The sequence below is a fragment of the Achromobacter denitrificans NBRC 15125 genome, assembly GCF_001571365.1.
Lineage (GTDB): Bacteria > Pseudomonadota > Gammaproteobacteria > Burkholderiales > Burkholderiaceae_B > Achromobacter > Achromobacter denitrificans.
Genome location: NZ_BCTQ01000012.1, coordinates 132,457 through 153,618, shown reverse-complemented (window position 1 = coordinate 153,618; position 21,162 = coordinate 132,457). Strand labels below are relative to the sequence as shown.

The following is a 21,162-nucleotide window of genomic DNA, read 5'->3' as shown; positions in this document are numbered from 1 at the left end:
GGCACCAACGATGCCCCGACGATCACCAGCGCCACGCTCAACCTTTCCGAAGAAGGGTTGCCGCATGGTCTGAAGGACGACCAGGGCAATACGGACACGACCGATGCCGTTACCTACTCCGGCAAGCTGACCATTGCCGACGTGGACGTGAACGACAGCCATACCGTCAAGCTGGTGCAGCCGGCGGCCAACGCCCTGAGCTCGCAAGGCAAGCCGGTCGTCTGGACCTTGTCGCAGGATGGCCATACGCTGGTCGGCAACGACCATGAGGGCAATCCCGTGATCACGGTCACGATGACCGATACGGGCGCCTATACCGTCACCCTGTCGGGCCAGGTGGATCATCCGCAGAATTCCATCGAGGACGTGCTCCAGCTGGGCGTCGGCGTGCAGGTCAGCGATGGCCACACCACGAGCAACGGCACCATCTCGATCAATATCGAGGATGACAGCCCCGAGTTCGGCGCGATCACCGATACGACGATGGAGAACACGTCGTCCATCGCCACTGGCACCCTGGAGTTCAACACGGGCGCCGACGCCAAGGGCGCCACGCTGGTCGTGTCGTCCATCGGCGATCTGCCCCAGGGTTGGACCACCAGCGCGCTCGACAAGGCTTCCGTCGATATCTTCTCGCCCGATGGCACCAAGATCTTCACGGTGACGCTGAATCCGGCGGGCGGCTACACGGTCACCCAGCACGAGGCTCGCCCCGGTACGACCGAGTCGATCAATCTGGACTCGGCGATCACCAACAAGCCCCAATCGAGCTACGACCTTGGCTACGCCAAGCTGACTACCGACGGCGGGCAGAAGTTCAACGCCAATGAGACCGACAAGGGCAACTCGTTCGGGATCGGCAACACCTCCTTCGACGCAGGTGAGAGCTTCCGCATGGCGTTTACCCAGGCCCTCTCCGACTTCAAGCTGAATGTCGCTGAAGTCAAGGGACCGGGCACTGTCGTCGTCACCGTGTGGAGCGGCACCGAATCCAAGACCTTCTCCGTGCCTGTGGACAGCGCGACCGGCGCCATTCATATCTCGAAGGAAATGTTGGCCGAGGGCACGCCTTCGCTGACGCACTTCGATACCGTGCAGCTCGCGGCGGGCAACGGCGTCAAGATGTCGTTCCTGACGACCGGCTCCTACACGGAGAGCATCCCCGCGGGTCCGATGGACTTCACGGTTGGCGTCACGGGAACCGACGGCGACGGCGACAAGGTCACCGGCGACTTTACCGTGACGTCCAAGGGCACGGAAAACAGCCCGCCCGAGGTTCACAGCGTGTCCGTTACCGTCTCCGAGGAAGGGTTGGCTGGCGGCATCAAGGACGCCACCGGCACGCCCACGGACCAGTCCGACGACGCCACCGTTTCTGGCAATCTGGTGATCACCGACGCCAACGGCACGCAGGGCCAGACCGTTACGCTGCTGCAGCCCGCGGACGGCGCCTTTACCTCGGGCGGCAAGCCCGTGGCATGGACGCTTTCGCCTGACGGCCATACCCTGACCGGCGCAGCGGACGGCAAGACCGTCATCACGGTCACGATCGACAACACCGGCCACTACAACATCACGCTGAGCGCCCCGATCGACCACCCGACGAAGGGTGTCGAGGACGTCAAGTCGTTCGATATCGGCGTGAAGGTCACCGACGAGCATGGCGCCACCGGTACCGCCGACATCACCGTCAATATCGAAGACGATATGCCGGTGGTGCAGCCGAACACCCCGGTGTCGGTGCAGGCCACCGGCATCCCGGACGTCTACACCGGCAAGGTGTCCTTTGCCGGCAGCTCCACGAGCGATAGCCAATGGAAATTCACGTTCGGCAATGGCGCCGTGGAAGTCTCGGCCAAGGGCTTCACCTCCAGCTCCGATCTCACGCTCGTCGATGCCAAGGTCAACCAGAGCACTTCCGGCCTGGGCGTGGCGAGCACGGGATCGCCGTACCACAACATCGCCAACGAGGTAGATTATCGTGAACTGAACGGTCAGGGCGCGTCGGAAGAACTGACGATCCGCCTTACCGGCGGGAAGATCGCTTACGGCGCGACCATCGATTTCGCGGCAATGTACGGCGGTGAAGTGGAAAGCGGCGTCGCCCGCTTCTATCGCGACGGCGTGCTGATCGCCGAACGCACCTTCACGTCCGATCAGAATGGCGGCGACTACGCGGCGAATTTCCGGGTCGAGGAAGGCGGCTTTGACACGATCGTGGTCTCGGCCACCGACAATCACAAGAATTCGTCCAGCGACAACAGCGACTTCACGGTGACGGGCGTAACGTTCCTGGGCAGCGAGGACGTCCATGCCATCGCCTATGCCGATGGCACCCTGCAATATGCCTACGGCGCGGACGGCCCCGGCACGCTGCAACTGACGGGCGTGGAAAGCGGCCTTACCACGCGCGACGGCGGCGCCATCACGACCAACGTGGCCTCCAACGGCAACCTGATTCAGGGGCTGGACGCCTCGGGCAAGCTGGTGTTCGAGATCCGCCTGACGCCGGCCACCGGCAAGTGGGAGTTCTATCAGTACCAGCCCATGAACGGCACGGCCAACGACCTGATCGACTTCACATACCGCGTCACGGACGCCGATGGCGACCAAGTCACCGGCCAGTTCCAGGTCGGCGGCGTGGAGCCGGCCGGCCCCACCTTGGTCATCGAAGACAACAACGCCGGCGCGCCAGGCGTGCTGAGCGTATCGGAGGCGCAGGCGGTCGAAGGCGGGTCCTTCACGGTCACCGCGGCGGCCGGGCTGAAGTCGATCTCCCTCGACGGCGCGGGCAATGCGGACGCAACGCTTACCCTCGAACGCCTGGCGGATCTGGCCAACAACCCGCTCACCCTGACGACCAGCAAGGGCACGCTGACGCTGACCGGCTACGACGCCGCCACCGGCAAGGTAACCTACACCTACCAGTCCAGCGGCGCGCAGCAGCACAGCGGCGACGACACCAACGTGCAGGATCACTTCCAGATCACGGTGGAAGACAAGTTCGGCGGCAAGGCGACGGGCGACCTCGGTGTGCTGATCACCGACACGGCTCCCGAGCTCAAGCCGATCGCCGAAACCTCGGCGCTGTCGTCGCACGGCACCAACATCATGCTGACGCTGGATACTTCCGGCAGCATGGCCTACGGCAGCGGCGTCAAGAGCGGCTGGACGGAACTGTCGCGCCTGGCCGTGCTGAAGGCCTCGGTCAACAACCTGCTCGACAAGTACGGCGAGGCCGGCGACGTGCGCGTGATGATCGTGGAGTTCAACAGCAGCGCCACGCAGAAGGGCAGCGGCTGGATGTCCCTGGCGGACGCCAAGGCGCTCGTCGCCAAGCTCGAAGCCGATGGCGGCACCAACTACCAGGAAGCGTTGAACACGGCCATGAACGCGTGGAACAACTCTGGGGCGGGCAAGCTGGAAGGCGCCAACGTTCAGAACATCTCCTACTTCTTCACCGATGGAGAACCCGACTGGAATCGCTCGGTCGGTTCCACGCAGCAGGCGGCCTGGGAGAAGTTCCTCACGGACAACCACATCAATTCGTACGGCATCGGCCTGGGCACCGGCGCGACCGGCGGCTACATCGATCCGATCTCCTACAACCCCGACGCGCCCGCGAGCGGCAACACCATCCTCGTGAAGGACCTGAACGGTCTGGACGCGGCGATCGAAGGCACCATCGCGCCGCCCATCACCGGCGACATCGCCGCGGGCGGCACGCTGGGCGCCGACCTGGCTGGCGCGCGCATCACGCAGCTGGTCATCGAGGGCAAGACGTACAACTACGATGCCGCGACCAACAAGGTGACCGCCACCTCCGGCGCCACGTACACCTTCGATTCGGCGACGTCCGAACTGACCGTGACCACCGCGCATGGCAAGTTCACGCTGGACCTGGCCGGCGAGAACATGGGCAACTACCGCTACGCGCCGGCAACGGCCGGCACCGACACCATCCAGTTCACGGTGCGGGACGGCGATGGCGACACGGCGACCTCCAGCATCACGGTCAACGTGACCGCGCCGGTTTACCAGGCTCCGGATGCGGTGAACGACAGCATCATCACCAACATCTTCGGCACGCAGCTTGCAGTGCAAGCGGGATCCTTGCTGGCCAACGATGTGCGCGGCACCGGCGCGCTGACGATGGGGCCGCTGACCGTGAATACGGGCTGGGACGCCTCCAAGGACTTCACTCGCAAGAATGTGTTGACCTATAGCTTCGACAAGAAGGACAACACGGCTCAATATAAGGAACTCACGGTATCGCGTAGCGATTTCTCGAAATCCGGCGCAGGAACCAATCAGGCTCAGGTGAAAGTCAAAGGCTACCTGGACGGCATCAGCGCGACCAACGGCAACGATCAAGATCTGCTGACCATTGCCCTGGTTGCCGGCGAAAAGCTGACGCTGTCGCACAATCTCAGTGGCAACACGGATATCTGGATGGGATATCGGCTGGTCGGCAGCAATGACGATTTCATCTTGGTCCAGAATGGCAAGAGCTTCCTCGCCGGGCAGTCCGGGGACTACGAGATCCATATCGTCAACGTTCGGGATTCCGGCGGCTATACCGGCTCCGAAAGCTACACGTTGACGATGAAGATCGATTACAGCAACGCCGATCTGGACGGCGCCACGGCCAATGGTTCTTACACGATCCAGACGGCGGACGGCCATAGCGACAGCGCCAATGTCGATATCACCTACCATTCGGGCAACCACCTGCTCGGCACCGACAAGAGCGAAATCCTGCTGGCGGGCAACGGCAACGACACGCTGGACGGCGGCAAGGGCAATGACGTTCTCATCGGCGGCAAGGGCAACGACATCCTGACCGGCGGCGAAGGGTCCGACACCTTCCGCTGGGAGCTCAACGATCAGGGCACGACCGCCAACCCGGCAGTCGACCGGATCACGGACTTCTCCCTGGCGAAGCCTGCCGATGGCGGCGACGTCCTGGACCTGAAGGACCTGCTCGTGGGCGAGAAGGACGGCAACCTGTCGCAGTACCTGAACTTCAAGCAGGATCCGGCCAACTCCAACAACACGCTCATCGAAATCAACACCCAGGGCAAGCTCGGCAGCCAGGGTGCGGATCAGAAGATCGTGCTGGAGAACGTCGACCTGATGCACGACGCCAACGGTCAGCTCATGAGCAACCAGGCCGTCATCAACGACCTGCTGCAGAAGGGGAAGCTGAACGTCGACCACCACTAAGCTGTAGCAAATAGGGGACGGGCCTGGCGAGCCCGTCTCCGGATGCCTCATTTTTTTGGACTTTTCACCAGAAACGTTCAGAAACATGTGAAAATCCGGTTCATGCCTTCGACCCGCCGTTACCGAAGCACGCTGAATCTGTGCCGATTGGTTTTGCTATGCCTGGCTTGCGGCTGGGGCGGCAGTTCCGCCCTGGAAGTCAACGCCGACCGGCTGCAGAGCCTCTCGGCCAGCCGCTATGGCGCGAAAGGCTCCAGGGCCGTATCGAGCTGGCTGCAAATGATGCGCGGCCCGGCACCCGCCCAGGAAAGGGAAACGCTGACGCTGGCCAACGACTTCTGGAACCGCTCCCTGCTGTCCGGCGAGGACATCACCATCTGGAAGCAGGCCGACTACTGGGCCACGCCCCTGGAATCGCTGGGCAAAGGCGCGGGCGACTGCGAAGACTATGTCATCGGCAAGTACTTCACTTTGCTTGCGCTGGGCGTCCCGGCGAACAAGCTGCGTTTCATCTACGTGCGCGCGCGCATCGGCGGCGCCGCCAGCAGCAGCCAGGTGGCCCACATGGTGCTCGGCTACTACGAAACCCCGAACGCCGTGCCGCTGGTGCTGGACAGCCTGATCTCCACTATCCTGCCTGCCACGCAGCGCCGCGACCTGACGCCGGTGTTCAGCTTCAACGCCGACGGCGTGTACGTCGACGGCAAACCCGCCGCCCCGGTTGACCGCCTCAGCCGCTGGCGTGATCTGCTTCAACGCATGGAACGTGAAGGCGTGCGTCCCTGATTTCCGGAAACAAGACCATGTCCATACTTCGACAGCTACTGCTCAGCGTCACTCTCGCGATCGGCGTCATCCTGCTGGGCACGCTGGCGCTCAGCGTCAATTCGGCCCGCGAGTATCTGTCGGGCCAATTGAAGGTGCAGAGCACCGACGCCGCCGTGTCGCTGGCCCTGTCCCTGTCGCAGCCCGCCAACAACGATCCGGTGGTCCAGGAACTGCTGGTGTCGGCGTTGTACGACGGCGGCCACTTCTCGCTGGTGCGGCTGTCGGATCCGGAAGGCAAAGTCCTGATCGAACGGCGCTCCACCGCCACCGCCGCGTCGGTGCCCGCCTGGTTCCAGGCGCTGGCGCCGCTGAACGCCGAGCCGGCCACCCATGCCGTCAGCGACGGCTGGCGCCAGATCGGCGAGGTCACGCTGGTCGCCAACGACGCCTATGCCTGGGAAGCCCTGTGGCGCAGCAGCCTGAGGATGATCGCCCTGGTGGTAGGCGCGGGCATTCTCTGGGCCGTGTTCGCCTTCCTGCTGGTGGGCTGGATCAAGAACCGCCTGCTGCGCGAAATCAGCGATCACGTGCGCAGCATCGGGCAGGAAACGCCGTCCGAGCAGGTCGAAGCGCGCGTGCCCGAACTGTCCGGCGTGGTCCAGGCCCTGAACCAGACCCGCGAACGCGTCTACGCCAGTGTCGAAGAGCAGAACGCCAAGATCGAATCGCTGGAAGTGGAACTGAACCAGGACCCGGTCACGGGCCTGCCGAACCGCAAGTACTTCGTCAACGAATTCCGCCGGGCGCTGGAAGCGCCCCCGGCCGTGGCCGGACGCGCCGTCGACGGCGGCCATATCCTGGTCTTCCGCCAGCGCGACCTGGCGGATCTGAACCGCCACATGCCCCGCGAGTTCATCGACCAATGGCTGCGCACGGCGTGCGAGCGCATCGGCGCCACGCTCAAGCGCATGCACGTGGCCTCGCCGCTGCTGGCCCGCCTGAACGGATCGGATTTCGCGCTGCTGCTGCCGGGCTGCGCGGCGCCGCAGGCGATGATGGTGGCGGAACAGGTGCGGGCCGACCTGCACGCCTCGCGCATTCCGGTCGGCGAAGGACACCTGTGCCGCTGGGCGCAAGCCATGACCGACTATGGCCACGGCAACCAGGCCGGCCCGGTGCTGGCGCGGCTGGACTTCGGCCTGATGCGGGCGGAAAGCGCCGGCAACGACCAGGTCGTGATCGCGGGTGCCACCGACATGCAGTCGCCCTCGGAGTCCGGCGAACGCGCCTGGAAGGACGCCATCGTGTCCGCCCTGGAAGAGCACCGCTTCGAACTGGCCACCGAACGCCTGCTGGCCACGGACGGCAGCACGGTCCGCGCCGAGGCCATGCTGATGCTGCGCACCGCCGCAGACCAGGAGCCCATCCCGGCGACGCTGTTCATCCCGCCCGCCGTGCGGCTGGACCTGGCGGCCGATTGCGACCTGGAAACGGTGAGCCTGGGCCTGGCCTGGCTGGCCGCCCATCCCGGCGAACTGGCCTTGCGCGTGTCCCTGCCCTCGCTGCGGGGGCAGAAGTTCTTCCGCCAGCTCGCTCTGCTGCTGACGGAACACCGGCCGCTCGCCCGCCGGCTGTATCTGGAAGTCGATGCGCACGGCCTGGTCGAATGCCACGAGCAGATCGCCACCCTGGCCCGCGTCGCCACCGAATTCGGCGCGCATATCGGCGTGCGTCGCCTCGCGCAGCAGTTCGGCGCGGTGGCGCAATTGCACACCCTGCCCCTGTCCTACGTAAAACTGGGCGGCGGCTTCGTGGGCGGGATGTCGCAAAGCCCGGGCAGCCAACAACTGACTGCGTCGGTGCTGGAAACGGCGCGGAACCTGAACATCGCGGTCTATGCCGAGGATGTCCCGGACGCCGAAACGCAACGGATCCTGGCCGACCTGGGCATCGTCATCATGCGGGGTCCCGGCGTCAAGACGGCGGGCGACGGGGCCTGACCCGCCCCGCCCCGCTGCGCGCGACGATCAGCGCGCGGCGGCCTTGCCCTTGGATTGCTCGTACAGCGGCAGCACCTGCTGCGCGGCAGCCTGGAGGTCGCTGATGCGCGAGGCGGCCGACGGGTGGGTCGACAGGATTTCGGGCGGCGCGCTGCCCTGATCGGCCGCGCCCATCTTTTGCCACAGCGTCACGGCGGCGCGCGGATCGTAACCCGCCCGGGCCGCCAGCTCCACGCCCATGCGATCGGCTTCGGTTTCGTGCGTGCGGCTGTTGGGCAGCGTGAACATCACGCTGGTCAGCTGACCGCCCAGGTCGGAGGCCGCGGACGATCCCGTCGCGATCGACAGCACCGACAGCCCCAGATTGGTGGCCATCTGCTGCGAGACCCGCTCGCGCGCATGCTCGCGCAAGGCATGGGCGATCTCGTGCCCCAGCACCGCGGCCAACTCGTCGTCCGTGGGCTTGATCTTGGAAATCAGGCCGGTATAGACGGCGATCTTGCCGCCCGGCATGCACCAGGCGTTGACCTCGTCGCTGGACAGCACGTGCACTTCCCACTTCCAGCCGGAAGCGTCCGGCCGGAACACCGGCGTCTGAGCGATCAGCCGCTGCGAAATGGCGCGCACGCGCGCCAGCTGCTGGGCGTCGCGATCCAGCTGGCCCTTGGCCTGCGCCTGCTTGAGGATGTCGGCGTATTGCTGGGTGGCTTCCTGTTCCAGCGCCTGCGACGGCACCATGCTGGACATGTACTGCGTCCGGTTGACGCCGATGGCGCCGGACTGCGTGGTATTCATGCCCGTGCAGCCGGCCAGGGCGGCCAGAACAAGCGCTGCCCCCGCGTTGCGCAGCAGATTACGTTTCCGGTTCATGTCGGCCTCCAGGGTATTCGAAGTGCGTCAGCGTATCAGACCGGATCGCCGCATTGCCCGCGATGGCGCAGGGCATGGTCGATCAGCACCAGCGCGAGCATGGCCTCGGCAATGGGCGTCGCCCGGATGCCGACGCAGGGATCGTGGCGGCCCAGCGTCTGCACCATGACCGGCTCATTGGCGCGATTCACCGAGCGGCGCTCGACGCGGATGCTGGACGTGGGCTTGATGGCCAGCGACACGGTCACCGGCTGGCCGGTGGAAATGCCGCCCAGCACCCCGCCCGCATGGTTGCTCAGGAAGCCGTCGGGCGTGATCTCGTCGCCGTGCTCGGAACCGCGCTGCGCGATGCTGTCGAAGCCCGCCCCGATCGACACGCCCTTGACGGCGTTCAATCCCATCATGACGTGCGCGATGTCGGCGTCCAGGCGGTCGTAGATCGGCTCGCCCCAGCCCGCGGGCAGGTTCTCGGCCACGACCTCGATGCGGGCGCCGACCGAGTCCCCGTCGCGGCGCAACTGGTCCATGTAGGCTTCGAGTTCCGGCACCACGTCGGCGTTGGGCGCGTAGAACGGATTGTTGGGCACCTCGTCCCAGGAGACGAAGGGAATGGCGATCGGGCCCAGCTGGCTCATGTAGCCGCGAACCTGGACGCCGTACTGCTCGGCCAGCCATTTCTTGGCGATGGCCCCGGCGGCCACGGTGGGCGCGGTCAGGCGCGCCGAAGAACGCCCGCCGCCGCGCGGATCGCGCACGCCGAACTTGCGCCAGTAGGCGTAGTCGGCATGGCCCGGCCGGAAGGTGTCGGCAATATTGGAGTAGTCCTTGCTGCGCGCGTCCGTGTTGCGGATCAGCAGGCCGATCGGCGTGCCCGTCGTCGTGCCTTCATAGACGCCCGACAGGATTTCGACCTGATCGGCTTCCTGGCGCTGCGTGACGTGGCGCGAGGTGCCGGGGCGGCGGCGGTCCAGTTCACGCTGGATGTCGGAGGCGTCCAGGGCCAACCCGGGAGGACAGCCGTCCACGACGCAGCCGATGGCCGGTCCGTGGGATTCGCCGAAATTGGTGACGGTAAAGAAGGTACCTAGGGTGTTGCCGGGCATAGGGAGTCAACGGGTCGGGTTTGCAAGCAACCCCGATTATGACACCGCCGAAGCCAAAGCCTGGATTTCGGAGGCCGGCGCGGGACGCCCCAGGAGGAATCCCTGCATCACCCGGCATCCCAACGACTTGAGGATCTCGCGCTGGCCCTCGGTTTCGACGCCTTCGGCCACCACGGGCAGATGCATGGCCTGGCACAGCCCGAACAACGCGGACACGACCTCGCGGCTGCCGGCATCGGACTCCAGCGCGGAGATGAAACTACGGTCGATCTTGACCCAATCGATGGGAAGCGAACGCAGGTGGTTCAGGCTGGAATAGCCGCAGCCGAAATCGTCCAGCGCCACGCCGATGCCCATGGCCCGCAGCGCGTTCAGTATCTTCACGTGCCGCTCGTAGTGCAGGATGAAGATAGACTCCGTGATCTCCAGCACCAGCTTGCGCGGCGCCAGGCGGGCACCGGCCAGCACGTCCGACACCAGATCGATCAGGCCGTCCTCGTCCATCTGCTTGACCGACAGGTTCACGTGCACACGCCAGTTCGCCGGCCATTGCGCGGCCTGGGAGCAGGCCCGTTCCAGTATCCAGGCCCCCAGGGGCACGATCAGGCCGCTGCGCTCGGCCAGCTCGATGGTGACGGCGGGCGACACGCTGCCCAGCACGGGATGGTGCCAGCGCAACAGCGCCTCGCATCCCTGCACCACCCCGGTGCCGCTGTCGCAGACCGGCTGGTAATACAGTTCGAACTGCTCCATGGCCGGCGTGGTCAGCGCCAGGCGCAGGTCGTTCTCCAGGCCTTGGCGGTCCCGCTGGCGCGCCAGCATGCGGAAATCGAACAGGCTCCAGCCCGGGCCGCCGCGTTCCTTCAGCGGCACCAGGGCCACCTGCACGCAGCGCTGCAATTCCTCCACGCTGCGCCCGTGCTCCGGATACAGGGCGGCGCCGATCCGGAATACGGCGATCAGGGGACGGCCGCCCAGCTCGTAGGGCGCGCTCAGGTCTTCGAGGAGCTTGGCCGACACCTGCGCCGCCCCTTCCTCGTCCACTTCAGGCACACAGACGGTGAACGTGTCCGGGCCGGTGCGCGCCACCATGCCGCCCAGGGCCCGCGCGATCAGGCTGAGCCGGCCGGCGACCTGCACCAGCAGGGCCTGGTCTTCTCCGGCGCGCAGCATGGCGCTGATCTCGGCGTACTGCTCGAAACCCAACAGGAAGAAGGCGCCGCGGCGCGAACGACCGCCCGTGCTGTCGAGCCAGGCTCGCGCGCGGCGATGCAGCTCCTGCTGGCTGAGCACGCCCGTCAGTTCGTCGCAGCGCAGGCGGCGGCGCAACGCGCGCTCCCTGCGTGCGAAGATCAGGCATATCGCCACAAGCGAGACTGCCAGCACCAGGCACAGTGCGAGCAGGTAACTCTCACGCACGGAGCCCCCTATCCATAAGCCCCCGGCGTTGCGGTTCGGAAGGGAACCCAAGGGCTGTAACATTTTTTAAATTATGCATTAGTTTCGCAAAAAAACGCCACACTTCAGAGGCAACGCGCCTCTTTTTCCTTGTATTCCTACTATTCTTTGCGTGCTCGCGGGCGGGAAAGACGGCCCATGGATAGCTTTCCCCGGCCCCTTGCGGCATGCTTCGTCCTTACTACTACGACAGCCAGACCGGAAAAATTAATACGCCTTGTCTCGATAGTTGTCACTCGGACGGCAAGCAGCATCGAAATAATTGCACAGCTTGTCCGATATCGGCATGGATTTAGTAATATTCTGTACGTTATGTGACATGTAGAATTACAGTACAGACGGCAGCGCTGATGTATTAGTAACGTGTGTCACGTTTCTTATCCAGGTTTTGTCGGACGCTTCTCTACATGCTGCCCCGTCGGTCGGCCCTCCAGGCGCCCCGCGCCCGGGGCGCCACGCCGGGCAGGAAGGGAATCTTCAAACACATGTCCACGTTCCGCCGGCTACTTTTCCTTACCGCTTTCCTGCTCGCCCTCGTGCTGCTCGGCGCCCAGGCGATGGGGATGATGGCCGCGCATCGCTATCTGCAAGCCCAGCTGACGCAGCGTAGCGAGGAAGGGGCCGCCATGCTCGCCTGGGCCCTGTCGCATTCCAATGGCGGCGCTTCGCAACGGGCCGCGCTGGCCGACGAACTGTTCGCCCGGGGCCAGTACGCGCTGGTGCGCGTCACCGACGCCAAGGGAAGCCCCGCCTTCGAACGGCAGGCCCAACCCACGGACGCGCCCGGCCGGGAATACGATTGGCGCAACGCCTGGCTGGACATGGAAGCCCCCCTCGTCTCCCGTCCCTACGCGAGCGCCGACGGCGCCGCGCAGGGCACCGTGTTCGTCCAGGCGGATTCGCGGCAGGCGCGCGACACGCTGTGGCAAGGCGGCGTGCGGGTGCTGGGCCTGATCCTCGCCGCCGGCGTCCTCTGGATACTGCTGGCGCTGAACCTGGCCCGGCGGATGGAAACGCGGCCCGAGGCCCCGGCCCGCGGCCCCCGCCCGGCCCCGCAGCCCGGTCTCCCTCCGGACGGCATCGTTCCCCCGGCTGGAACGGAACAGGCGCTGGCCGATGCGCAGCGCATGGTCGCCGCCGCCGTCCAGGAACAGAATGCCCGCATCGAATCGCTGCAAAGCGAGGTCAACCGCGACCCGGTCACCCTGCTGCGCAATCGCCGGTACTTCATCGAACAATTCAGGCAGGCGCTGGCGGACAAGGAATCCGAGGCGGGCGGCCATCTGCTGATGTTCAGGCAGCGCGACCTGGCGGAGATCAACCGCCACCTGTCGCGCGCCTTCACCGACCAGTGGCTGCGCTCTTCGTCCGACCGGCTGCGCAAGCTGGTGACCGAATTCGGCGGCCAGGCCTCCTTCATCGCCCGCCTGAGCGGCTCCGACTTCGCCCTGCTGCTGCCGCGCACCTCGGCGCCGCAGGCCGGCCTGCTGGCCGAGCGCGTGCGGCGCGAACTGCGCTCGCTGCGCGTGCCGATGGACAAGCACGGATGGTGCCGCTGGGCGCTGGCGATGACGGCCTACGCGCCCGGCGACAACATGAGCGAAACCCTGGCCCGCCTGGATCACGCGCTGATGTGCGCCGAAAGCGCCGACGACGACCAGGTCATGCCCGCCAACCGCGTTCCCGACAGTACCCATATCGGTGAATACAGCTGGCACGACGCCCTGGTCACCGCGCTGGAGCAGCACCGGTTCTCGCTGTCCGTGCAACCGCTGCACGATCTGTCCGGCGCCCTGCTGCACCAGGAAGCCAGCCTGACCCTGCACGACACCGCCGACGCCGCTCCCGTGCCGGCGTCGATCTTCATGCCTCCCGCAGTGCGGCTCGGGCTTTCCGCGGAATGCGACGTGCAGGCCTTGCGGCTGGCCCTGGACTGGCTGTATGCCCGCCCGGGCGCGCTGGCGGTGCCCGTGGCCTTGGCCTCGCTCGCGCAACCCTCGTTCCTGTCCCGGCTGGAACGCATGCTGGCCGACCGCCCCACCCTGACGGCCGGCCTCATCATCGAGGTGGACGCCGAGGCGCTGGTGGAGCAGGAAGCGGAACTGAGCCAGCTTTGCGGCATCGCCACCGCCGCTGGCTGCCGGATCGGCGTGGCGCGCCTGTCGCAGCAGTTCGCGGCCATGGAACGCCTGCACGAATTTCCCCTGTCCTACTTGAAACTGAGCGGCAGCTTCATTACGGGCCTGCTGCACAGCCCGGGCAGCCGCCACCTGGCCGCCACCGTGGTGGCGACGGCCACCACGCTGCACATGGCGGTCTACGCGGAAGACGTGCCCGACCTGGCGACGCAGAATATCCTGGAAGGCCTGGGCGTCCACGCCATACGCGGCGCTGGCGTAAACTGCGCCCAATCTCACGACCTCGCATCCGAACATCCATGGGTTTCTAGTTGACGGAAGGAATTTCTCTTCGCATCCGCGGGCCATTGCGCCACTGGCGCGCCCGCCGCCCGGACACTGGACGGCAAACGCTCCTGCCGCGGCTGGGGATACTCCTGTATTCCCTGCTCGTTCCCGTCGCCGCCCTGGCCTACGCGCCAGGCACCGCCTACGAAGACATCAACCTGGGCCTGACCGCCGGCGTGGCGGCGGCCTGCGCCCTGGCCTGCGCCGTCTGCTGGGCTGCCACGCGCAACGCCATCCACGGCACCGGGCTGGCGTTCATGCTAATCGAAGGCGTTTTCCGCGCCACGCCCTCCCTGCTTCCCGCCGCGGCGCTGCAAGCCGGCTCCCTGGGCGCCCTGCTCGCGCTCGCCGTTCCCCTCCTGTCGGGCTCGCCCTCCGCCGCCCGGCTGGCGGCCGCCTGCCGTTGGGGCAGCATCGCGCTGGCCGTCGCCGCGGCCCTGGCCCTGATCTTCGTCTACGAGCCGGCCAACGCCATGCTCCCCGCCGCGATCGCGGGCGTCGGCGCCCTCGCCAGCCTTGCGCTTGCCGCCTGGTTCCTGTCGCGCGCGGCGCGCGGAACACCCGTCTACGCGGCAGTGCTCACCGCGACCCTGGCTTACACGGCTTCAGCCTGGGTGCTCGGCCACGACGCCTTGCGGCCCGCGGGCGGCGATGGCGCGGGCATGGGCTTCGAGCTTGCGCGGCTGCTGCTGGTGGCGGGCGCCCTGCTGCTCCTGGCCATCCGCGGGCAGGCGCCCGCCCGCGCCGAGGCGGCCCAGGACGCGCACGCCGCCGACGCGGAACATCTTGCCCAGGGTGAGCTGAGGCTGGCCGAGCTGGCCGGCGCGCTGGATACGCAACGCCAGATGAACGCGCTGATTTCGCACGAGCTGCGCGCGCCGCTGGCCACCGTCAGCGCGGCCGCGCAGTCGCTGGACATGATTCTTTCCGACGGCGGCGATGCCGTGGGCAACCGGCTGGCGCGGATCCACCGTTCGGTCTCCCGGATGACCGAGCTCATGGACCAACTGCTGAACCAGGACAGGCTGGGCGAACAGGCCTGGATGCCCCGTGGCGAGCAGACCGACCTGGCCGAACTGGCCCGCGACGTCGTCGCCTCGATGAAGCCGGACACCGCCCATGCGTTGATCCTGCAGGCCGACGGGCCGCTGCCGGTGTTTTGCGACCGCCCCCTGACCAGCGTGGTGGTGCGCAACCTGATCCACAACGCGATCAAATACTCCCCGGCCAACCAACCCGTGCGCATCGAGACCGGCCACGGGCGCGCGGGCGATGCGCCGATGGCGTGGGTGGCCGTCACCGACCGGGGCCCGGGTATCGGGGAAGAGGAACAGGCAAGGATTTTCGAACCGCACTTCCGGCGCGCCGCGCACCGCGAAACGCAGGGTATGGGGATCGGCCTCTACCTGGCCCGCCGCATCTGCCAGAACCAGGGCGGTTCATTGACGATGCAGAGCCAGGTCGGCGTGGGCACGCGTTTTGTGGTCACGCTGCCCTCAGGCGCGCCGGCGGCCTGAAGGCCGGCGGCAGGCTCGGGCGGCGAATTTCAAGCCGCGAATCCAGGGCTCGAATTCAGGCGGCGAAAACGTAGCCCTGGCCGCGCACCGACAATACCGGCAGCTTGAGGCCGGCGCTTTGCGCCTTGGCGCGCAGGCGGCTGACCAGCACGTCGATACGGCGCAATTCGAAACCGCCCGGGCTGTCGGGCAAGAACAACTCCGCCAGCACCTGGCGGCTGACCGCGCTTCCGGCGGCGTCCATCAGCGCAATCAGGAAAGTGCGTTCCTGGGCGCTCAGATGCAAGGAGGCTCCGTCCGGCGCCACCAGAATCCAGCCCCCGTCCTGCAAGGACCACGAGCTGTCGGCCGAGGCGCGCGTTTCCGCGTCCGCCGGACGCGGGGCCTTGGCCAGGCGCATCCGCCGGGCCAGGCTGCGGATGACCGAACTGAGTTCCAGCAGGTCCACCGGCTTGGTCATGTAGACGTCGGCGCCGCCTTCCAGGCCGCGCACCCGGTCTTCCAGCGCGCTGCGCCCCGTCAGCATGACGATGCCCACCGGGCTCAGGGCACGCAGGCGAGTGGCCACGGAAAAACCGTCTTCCCCGGGAAGATGCGCGTCAAGAATGACGATATCGCACGGCTGCTCCTGCAGCCGGCGATAAAACGCCGCCGCATTATCACAGGCAAATGCCACCCGGAAACCATAGCCACCCAAGCCTAACGCCAATTCCTCCCGGAAATCGGCGTCATCCTCAAGCAGACCGATACACAGCAAACCATCTGCGCCAGCCATATTTAGAGTGCTTTTTGTATTGAAGTATCGTCAAAGCCCCGCGGCCGCCCGGCCCCGGAGTGTCCCGTTGGCGACAATCTTACGACTTTTACAATGGAAACGAATGATTGCAGTGAAAAAAACTGCGATATTCCTTTTCCAAATCGTTATTTTCGCGTAACCCCCGCGAAAATGCGTTCCGCGCGACGCGCAATACTCAGGATGAACAGCTGACTTCGAGGCTTCCGGCCCAATCCGGCGGCAATCCGGCATACCGTTCATGGCCGGGCTGCGCCTCATAGGGATTGCGCAGCAGTTTCAATAAGGTGTCGATTTCACCGGCATCGCCCGATTTTGCCGCGCGGATCGCCTCTTCCGCCAAATGATTGCGCAACACATAAAGCGGATTGACGCGGTTCATGCCCGCGGCCACTTCAGCCACGGGGCGGCCGTCCTGCGCATGGCGGGCCAGCAGCCGGTCCAGCCACGCGGCGGCGGCCGGACGATCGATGAACAGGTCCTCGAAGGCGCTACGCGCCCCCGATACCGCATCGGCCAGGCGTCTCCAGGTCAAGGTGAAGTCGGCCTGGTTGGCGTCCATCAGCTTGAGCAGATCATCCAGCAGCGGCTCGTCGTCGGGCCGCCAGGCGGCCAGGCCCAGCTTGGCGCCCATCTTGTCGTGGAAGGCGCGCGTGAACACCGGCTCGAACTCGTCCAGCACGGCCCGCAGGCCGTCGACGTCCGGCACCAGCGCATGCAGGCTGCCGCCCAGGCGATACAGGTTCCACAGCGCCACCGACGGCTGGCGATTCCACGAATAGCGCCCTTCCGAGTCGGAATGGTTGCAAACGTGCGCCAGACGGAAGCCGTCCATGAAGCCATAGGGGCCGTAGTCCAGCGTCAGCCCCAGGATGGACACATTGTCCGTGTTCATCACCCCGTGGCAGAAACCGACCGCCTGCCAATCGGCCATCAGCAGGGCGGTGCGACGCGTGACCGCGCGCAGCAGATTCAGCACGGCGGCGTTGTCGTCCTGGCGTTCGCCGCCCGCCGTCGCGCGGCATTCGGGGTAATAGCGGTCGATGACGTAGTCCGTCAGGGTGCGCAGCAACTCGGGCTGGCGGCGCGACGACCAGTGCTCGAACGAGCCGAAGCGCACGAAGCTGGGCGACATGCGCGTCACGATGGCGGCCGTTTCCACGGTTTCGCGCATGACGGGATCGTCGGAAACCACCAGCGCCAGCGCGCGCGTCGTAGGCACGCCCAGGCCGTGCATGGCCTCGCTCGCCAGGTATTCGCGCACCGAAGACCGCAAGACCGCGCGGCCGTCGCCCATCCGGGAATACGGCGTCATGCCGGCCCCTTTGAGCTGCAGTTCCCAGCTGCCCTCCGGCCCTTCCACCTCGCCCAGCAGGTGGGCTCGCCCGTCGCCCAGCTGGCCGGCCCAGACGCCGAACTGGTGGCCGCTGTAGACCGCCGCCAGGGTATCGCCGCCCGGCAGGGGCTCGGCGCCGGAGAAAACGCGCAGGAATTCGGGCGTGGACAGAACGGAAGGATCCAGCCCGATGAGGCGCGCCGCATCGGCATTGGCATGCAGCAGGCGCGGATTGTTCAGGCCCTGGGGCGCGAGACGGGTGTAGAACGCAGCCGGCAGGGCCGCGAAGGAATTGACCGCGCGGAGCTGGGACAGCGAATGGGCGCTCATGCGCGTTGCCTCCTGGCGGCCCGCTTGGCGGGACGCACATAGAAAATGGCGCTCAGGAAGAACACCGTGGACAGCAGGATCTCGCCCCAGGCCATGGCGACGGACAAGGGGGCCGGGTCGGACATCGCGCGCACCGCCCCTTCCATCAGGTACAGCAGCGACAGCATGGACGCCCATTGATAGGTGTAGAGATTGCCGCGCAGGATGCCGCGCAGCGGGAACGCCAGCGGCAAGGCCTTCAGCAGCATCCACGAACCGCCCGGCCGCACTGGCGCCACCAGGGTCTCCCAGGTAACGCAAAGCACGATCAGGGCAAAAAGCGAAACCGAGGCCAGCAGGCGCAAGCGGGGGTTGAGTTCAGGGTTCATGCTGCTATTATCGCCTGATGAATCGCCCCGCCGAGCCCGCCGCTGCGCCGGCGGCCCCCGAGTCCTCGACATCGCGCTCTTCATGGGGCGCGAGGGCTGGACGCGTCATCCGTTTCACGGCGGAACGCGCCGGCGAAGAAAAACTGCTCCAGGTCGCCTCCAGCCTCACCTTCACGACCGTGCTGGCCATCGTGCCCATGCTGGCCGTGGTGCTGTCGCTCTTCACCGCTTTTCCCGTATTCCAGGAATTCCGCGTCGCCCTTGAGGATTTTCTGACCAACAGCCTGATGCCCCCGTCCGTGTCGGACAACATCATGGACTACCTGAACCAGTTCGCGCGCCAGGCCTCGCGCCTGACCGCCATCGGCGGCGCGTTCCTGCTGGTTACGTCGCTATTGCTGATCATGACGATCGACAAGGCGTTCAACGACATCTGGCACGTGTCGCGCCAGCGCCCGCTGCGCCAACGCGCGCTGGTGTACTGGGCGCTCATCACGCTGGGACCGGTCGTGGCCGGCGCCAGCCTGTGGGCCACGTCCTTCGTGGCGCGCGAGTCGCTGGGGCTGGTGCGGGACGTGCCGGAAGTCCTCAGCGTGGCCGTGTCCTTCATTCCCCTGGTCCTGACCGCGCTGGGCTTTGCCGCGCTGTTCGTGATGGTCCCGAACCGCAAGGTCCTGTGGCGCGACGCGCTGATGGGCGGCTGCGTGACCGCCATCGCGCTGGAAATCATGAAGTCGGCCTTCGCCTACTACCTGACGCGCTTTCCCACCTACACGGTCATTTACGGCGCCTTCGCCACCCTGCCCATCTTCCTGCTCTGGATCTACCTGTCGTGGCTGGCCGTGCTGCTGGGCGCGACGCTCGCCTCCAGCGCGCCGCTGATCCGGCTGGGCCGCTGGGAAATCAACCGCTACCCGGGCGCCCCCTTCGTGGACGCGCTGGACGCCCTGCGCGCCTTGCGCAAGGCGCAGGCCGCCACCCCGCCCGGCTTGCCGGCCAACGTGCTCGCCGCGCAATTGCGGCTGCACCAGGACGAATTGAACGAAGTGCTGGAAACGCTGAGCGGCATGGGGCTGGCCACGCGCACGCCCGAAGACAATTGGGTGCTTACCTGCGATGCCCGCCAGACCTCGATGGCGCCCGTCGTGGACCATTTCCTGCTGGACCGGACGCAGTCCCGGGTCCGCAACGATCCGGAAATACTGCGGGTCGCCTCCGCCGTGATTTCCCAGCAAAATACGCCCACGCTGGAAGAAGTCTGCGGAGAAGCGCAAAATACTGAAAATGGAATCGCTCCGATACTGCAATTGGAAGCGAACAAGAAATAGCAAATAGCATACGGGCGTAGTCCGCCCAGGAGGAACCGATGTTGAAGGTCAGCGAGATTTTGCGCGTCAAGGGCGATACGCTCTATACGGCGTCGCCCGACATGCCTGTGTCCCAGGCCGTGCAGACGATGAGCGAGCAGGACATCGGCTCGCTCGTGATCATGGAATTCGGCACGCTGACCGGCATGCTCACGTTCCGCGAGATCATCCGCCACATGCACGCGCATGGCGGCGCCGGCGAAACCACCATCCGCTCGATCATGGACGACGCGCCCGTCAGCGTCTCGCCCAATACGAGCGCCGAGGAAGTCCAGCGCCTGATGCTCGAAAAGCACGCGCGCTACATCCCCGTCATGGACGGCCCCACCTTGATGGGCGTGATTTCCTTCTACGACATGGCCCAGGCCATCGTGGCCGCCCAGCAATTCGAAAACAATATGCTGAAGGCCTATATCCGCGACTGGCCGACCGAAAGCGCCGAATCGGCCCAGTCCTGACGGGCCCGCGGGCGGCGCCCGCCGCCCGCCCTGCTTACGCCGGCGCCGCCTCGCACGCGGCGCCGCGCACATCGGGCGCATGCCGCTGGCTGCGCCACGCTTCATAGATGAGTTCGGGCTTGTTCGCCGCCAGCAAGGCCGGATCGGACAACATGCGGCGCCAGCGGCGCGCGCCCGATTGCCCATTCACCAGGCCCAGCATGGGCCGCGTCATCACCCGCAGGGGCACGCCCCGCGCCACCTGGCGCGCGGCGTATTCGGTCATGGCGTCCACGACTTGCGCATCGCTGGGCAGCCGCAACAACGGCCACAGCTGCAGGGAAATCTCGGACAGCACGCGCGGCGTGTGCCACGCGGCGCGGCCCAGCATGACGCCATCGAAATCGCCCGCGGCGCGCACCGATTGCTCGGCATCGGCCAGGCCGCCGTTCAGCACGAAGGTGCAATCCGGGAAATCGCGCTTGAGCTGCCGGACCACGTCGTAGCGCAGCGGCGGGATCTCGCGGTTGTCCTTGGGCGAGAGGCCCTTGAGCACCGCGTTGCGGGCATGGGCGATGAAGACCCGGCAGCCGGTGTCGTAGATCTTGCCGACGAAATCCCGCACGAACTCGTAGGATTCGTCGTAATCCAGCCCCAGCCGGTGCTTGACGGTGACGGGAATATCCACGGCGTCCTGCATGGCTTTCATGCAGTCCGCCACCAGCGCGGGCTCGGCCATCAGGCAGGCGCCGAACGCCCCCTTCTGCACGCGCTCCGAGGGGCAGCCGCAGTTCAGGTTGATCTCGTCGTAACCCCACTGCTTGCCCAGCTTGGCCGACCGGGCCAGCGCATCGGGCTCGCTGCCGCCCAGCTGCAAGGCCACGGGATGCTCGGCCTCGTCGAAGTCCAGGTGGCGCTCGACGTTGCCGTACAGCAGCGCGCCGGTGGTGATCATTTCGGTGTACAGGCGCGCGCGCGGCGCCAGCAGCCGATGGAAATATCGGCAGTGGCGATCGGTCACATCAATCATCGGGGCGACGCACAGCCGCCAGTCGGGGGAGTCCAAGAATCACTCTACAAAACAAGGGGATGCGGTATTTTACGGTGCTTGGCGGGATTATGTC

At 66.2% G+C, this 21,162-nt stretch carries 14 protein-coding genes; 7 read left to right on the top strand and 7 right to left on the bottom strand.

Features of this window, described 5'->3' with window-relative positions:
• The 3 genes from ADE01S_RS32245 to ADE01S_RS12680 form a co-directional block, all read left to right on the top strand.
• A partial coding sequence (locus ADE01S_RS32245; RefSeq protein ID WP_062682048.1) for a type I secretion C-terminal target domain-containing protein occupies nt 1-5,226 on the top strand: 5,226 nt, incomplete at its 5' end.
• Between the two features lie 102 nt (nt 5,227-5,328).
• The gene (locus tag ADE01S_RS12685) at nt 5,329-6,012 is read left to right on the top strand and encodes a transglutaminase-like cysteine peptidase (RefSeq protein WP_172600306.1); all 684 of its coding nucleotides are present in this window, start codon (nt 5,329-5,331) and stop codon (nt 6,010-6,012) included.
• Nucleotides 6,013-6,029: 17 nt separating this feature from the next.
• A complete protein-coding gene (locus ADE01S_RS12680) occupies nt 6,030-7,994 on the top strand; it encodes a bifunctional diguanylate cyclase/phosphodiesterase (protein WP_062682046.1) in 1,965 nt (654 codons plus the stop codon).
• 27 nt (nt 7,995-8,021) lie between these two features.
• Here the strand turns inward: ADE01S_RS12680 and ADE01S_RS12675 are convergent, their stop codons facing one another.
• Genes ADE01S_RS12675 through ADE01S_RS12665 form a run of 3 tightly spaced genes read right to left on the bottom strand, consistent with a single transcriptional unit; the run spans nt 8,022 to nt 11,386 of the window.
• On the bottom strand, nt 8,022-8,864 hold the full coding sequence (locus ADE01S_RS12675; RefSeq protein ID WP_062682045.1) for a M48 family metallopeptidase: 843 nt from the start codon (nt 8,862-8,864) through the stop codon (nt 8,022-8,024).
• 35 nt (nt 8,865-8,899) lie between these two features.
• Nucleotides 8,900-9,967 carry a chorismate synthase gene (aroC, locus tag ADE01S_RS12670; protein ID WP_062682044.1) on the bottom strand — a complete coding sequence of 356 codons (1,068 nt, stop codon included), beginning with the start codon at nt 9,965-9,967 and terminating at the stop codon, nt 8,900-8,902.
• 36 nt (nt 9,968-10,003) lie between these two features.
• Entirely contained in the window at nt 10,004-11,386 is a 1,383-nt protein-coding gene (locus tag ADE01S_RS12665) for a putative bifunctional diguanylate cyclase/phosphodiesterase (protein WP_062682043.1), read from the bottom strand.
• Between the two features lie 524 nt (nt 11,387-11,910).
• Between ADE01S_RS12665 and ADE01S_RS12660 the strand changes: the two genes are divergently transcribed.
• Both ADE01S_RS12660 and ADE01S_RS12655 read left to right on the top strand, forming a co-directional pair.
• Entirely contained in the window at nt 11,911-13,878 is a 1,968-nt protein-coding gene (locus tag ADE01S_RS12660) for an EAL domain-containing protein (protein WP_062682042.1), read from the top strand.
• 32 nt (nt 13,879-13,910) lie between these two features.
• Nucleotides 13,911-15,407 (top strand): sensor histidine kinase, encoded by a 1,497-nt coding sequence (locus ADE01S_RS12655; protein WP_242663403.1) that lies wholly within the window; start codon nt 13,911-13,913, stop codon nt 15,405-15,407.
• A gap of 55 nt (nt 15,408-15,462) precedes the next feature.
• Here the strand turns inward: ADE01S_RS12655 and ADE01S_RS12650 are convergent, their stop codons facing one another.
• The 3 genes from ADE01S_RS12650 to ADE01S_RS12640 form a co-directional block, all read right to left on the bottom strand.
• On the bottom strand, nt 15,463-16,182 hold the full coding sequence (locus tag ADE01S_RS12650) for a response regulator transcription factor (protein ID WP_062682041.1): 720 nt from the start codon (nt 16,180-16,182) through the stop codon (nt 15,463-15,465).
• 196 nt (nt 16,183-16,378) lie between these two features.
• Nucleotides 16,379-17,866, bottom strand: coding sequence for a protein adenylyltransferase SelO (locus ADE01S_RS12645; RefSeq protein ID WP_062682040.1), 1,488 nt, complete (start codon nt 17,864-17,866; stop codon nt 16,379-16,381).
• Entirely contained in the window at nt 17,863-18,234 is a 372-nt protein-coding gene (locus ADE01S_RS12640; RefSeq protein WP_062682039.1) for a DUF2069 domain-containing protein, read from the bottom strand. The genes ADE01S_RS12645 and ADE01S_RS12640 overlap by 4 nt, the downstream gene beginning before the upstream one ends.
• A 17-nt stretch (nt 18,235-18,251) precedes the next feature.
• On the opposite strand from ADE01S_RS12640, the gene ADE01S_RS12635 reads away from it, so the two are divergent.
• A complete protein-coding gene (locus tag ADE01S_RS12635; RefSeq protein ID WP_062682038.1) occupies nt 18,252-19,562 on the top strand; it encodes a YihY family inner membrane protein in 1,311 nt (436 codons plus the stop codon).
• Between the two features lie 38 nt (nt 19,563-19,600).
• Nucleotides 19,601-20,059: a CBS domain-containing protein gene (locus tag ADE01S_RS12630; RefSeq protein ID WP_062682037.1), complete on the top strand. Its 459-nt coding sequence runs from the start codon at nt 19,601-19,603 to the stop codon at nt 20,057-20,059.
• A gap of 34 nt (nt 20,060-20,093) precedes the next feature.
• Here ADE01S_RS12630 and dusA read toward each other — a convergent pair whose 3' ends face one another.
• The gene (gene dusA / locus ADE01S_RS12625; RefSeq protein WP_075873301.1) at nt 20,094-21,104 is read right to left on the bottom strand and encodes a tRNA dihydrouridine(20/20a) synthase DusA; all 1,011 of its coding nucleotides are present in this window, start codon (nt 21,102-21,104) and stop codon (nt 20,094-20,096) included.
• Between the last annotated feature and the right edge of the window lie 58 nt (nt 21,105-21,162).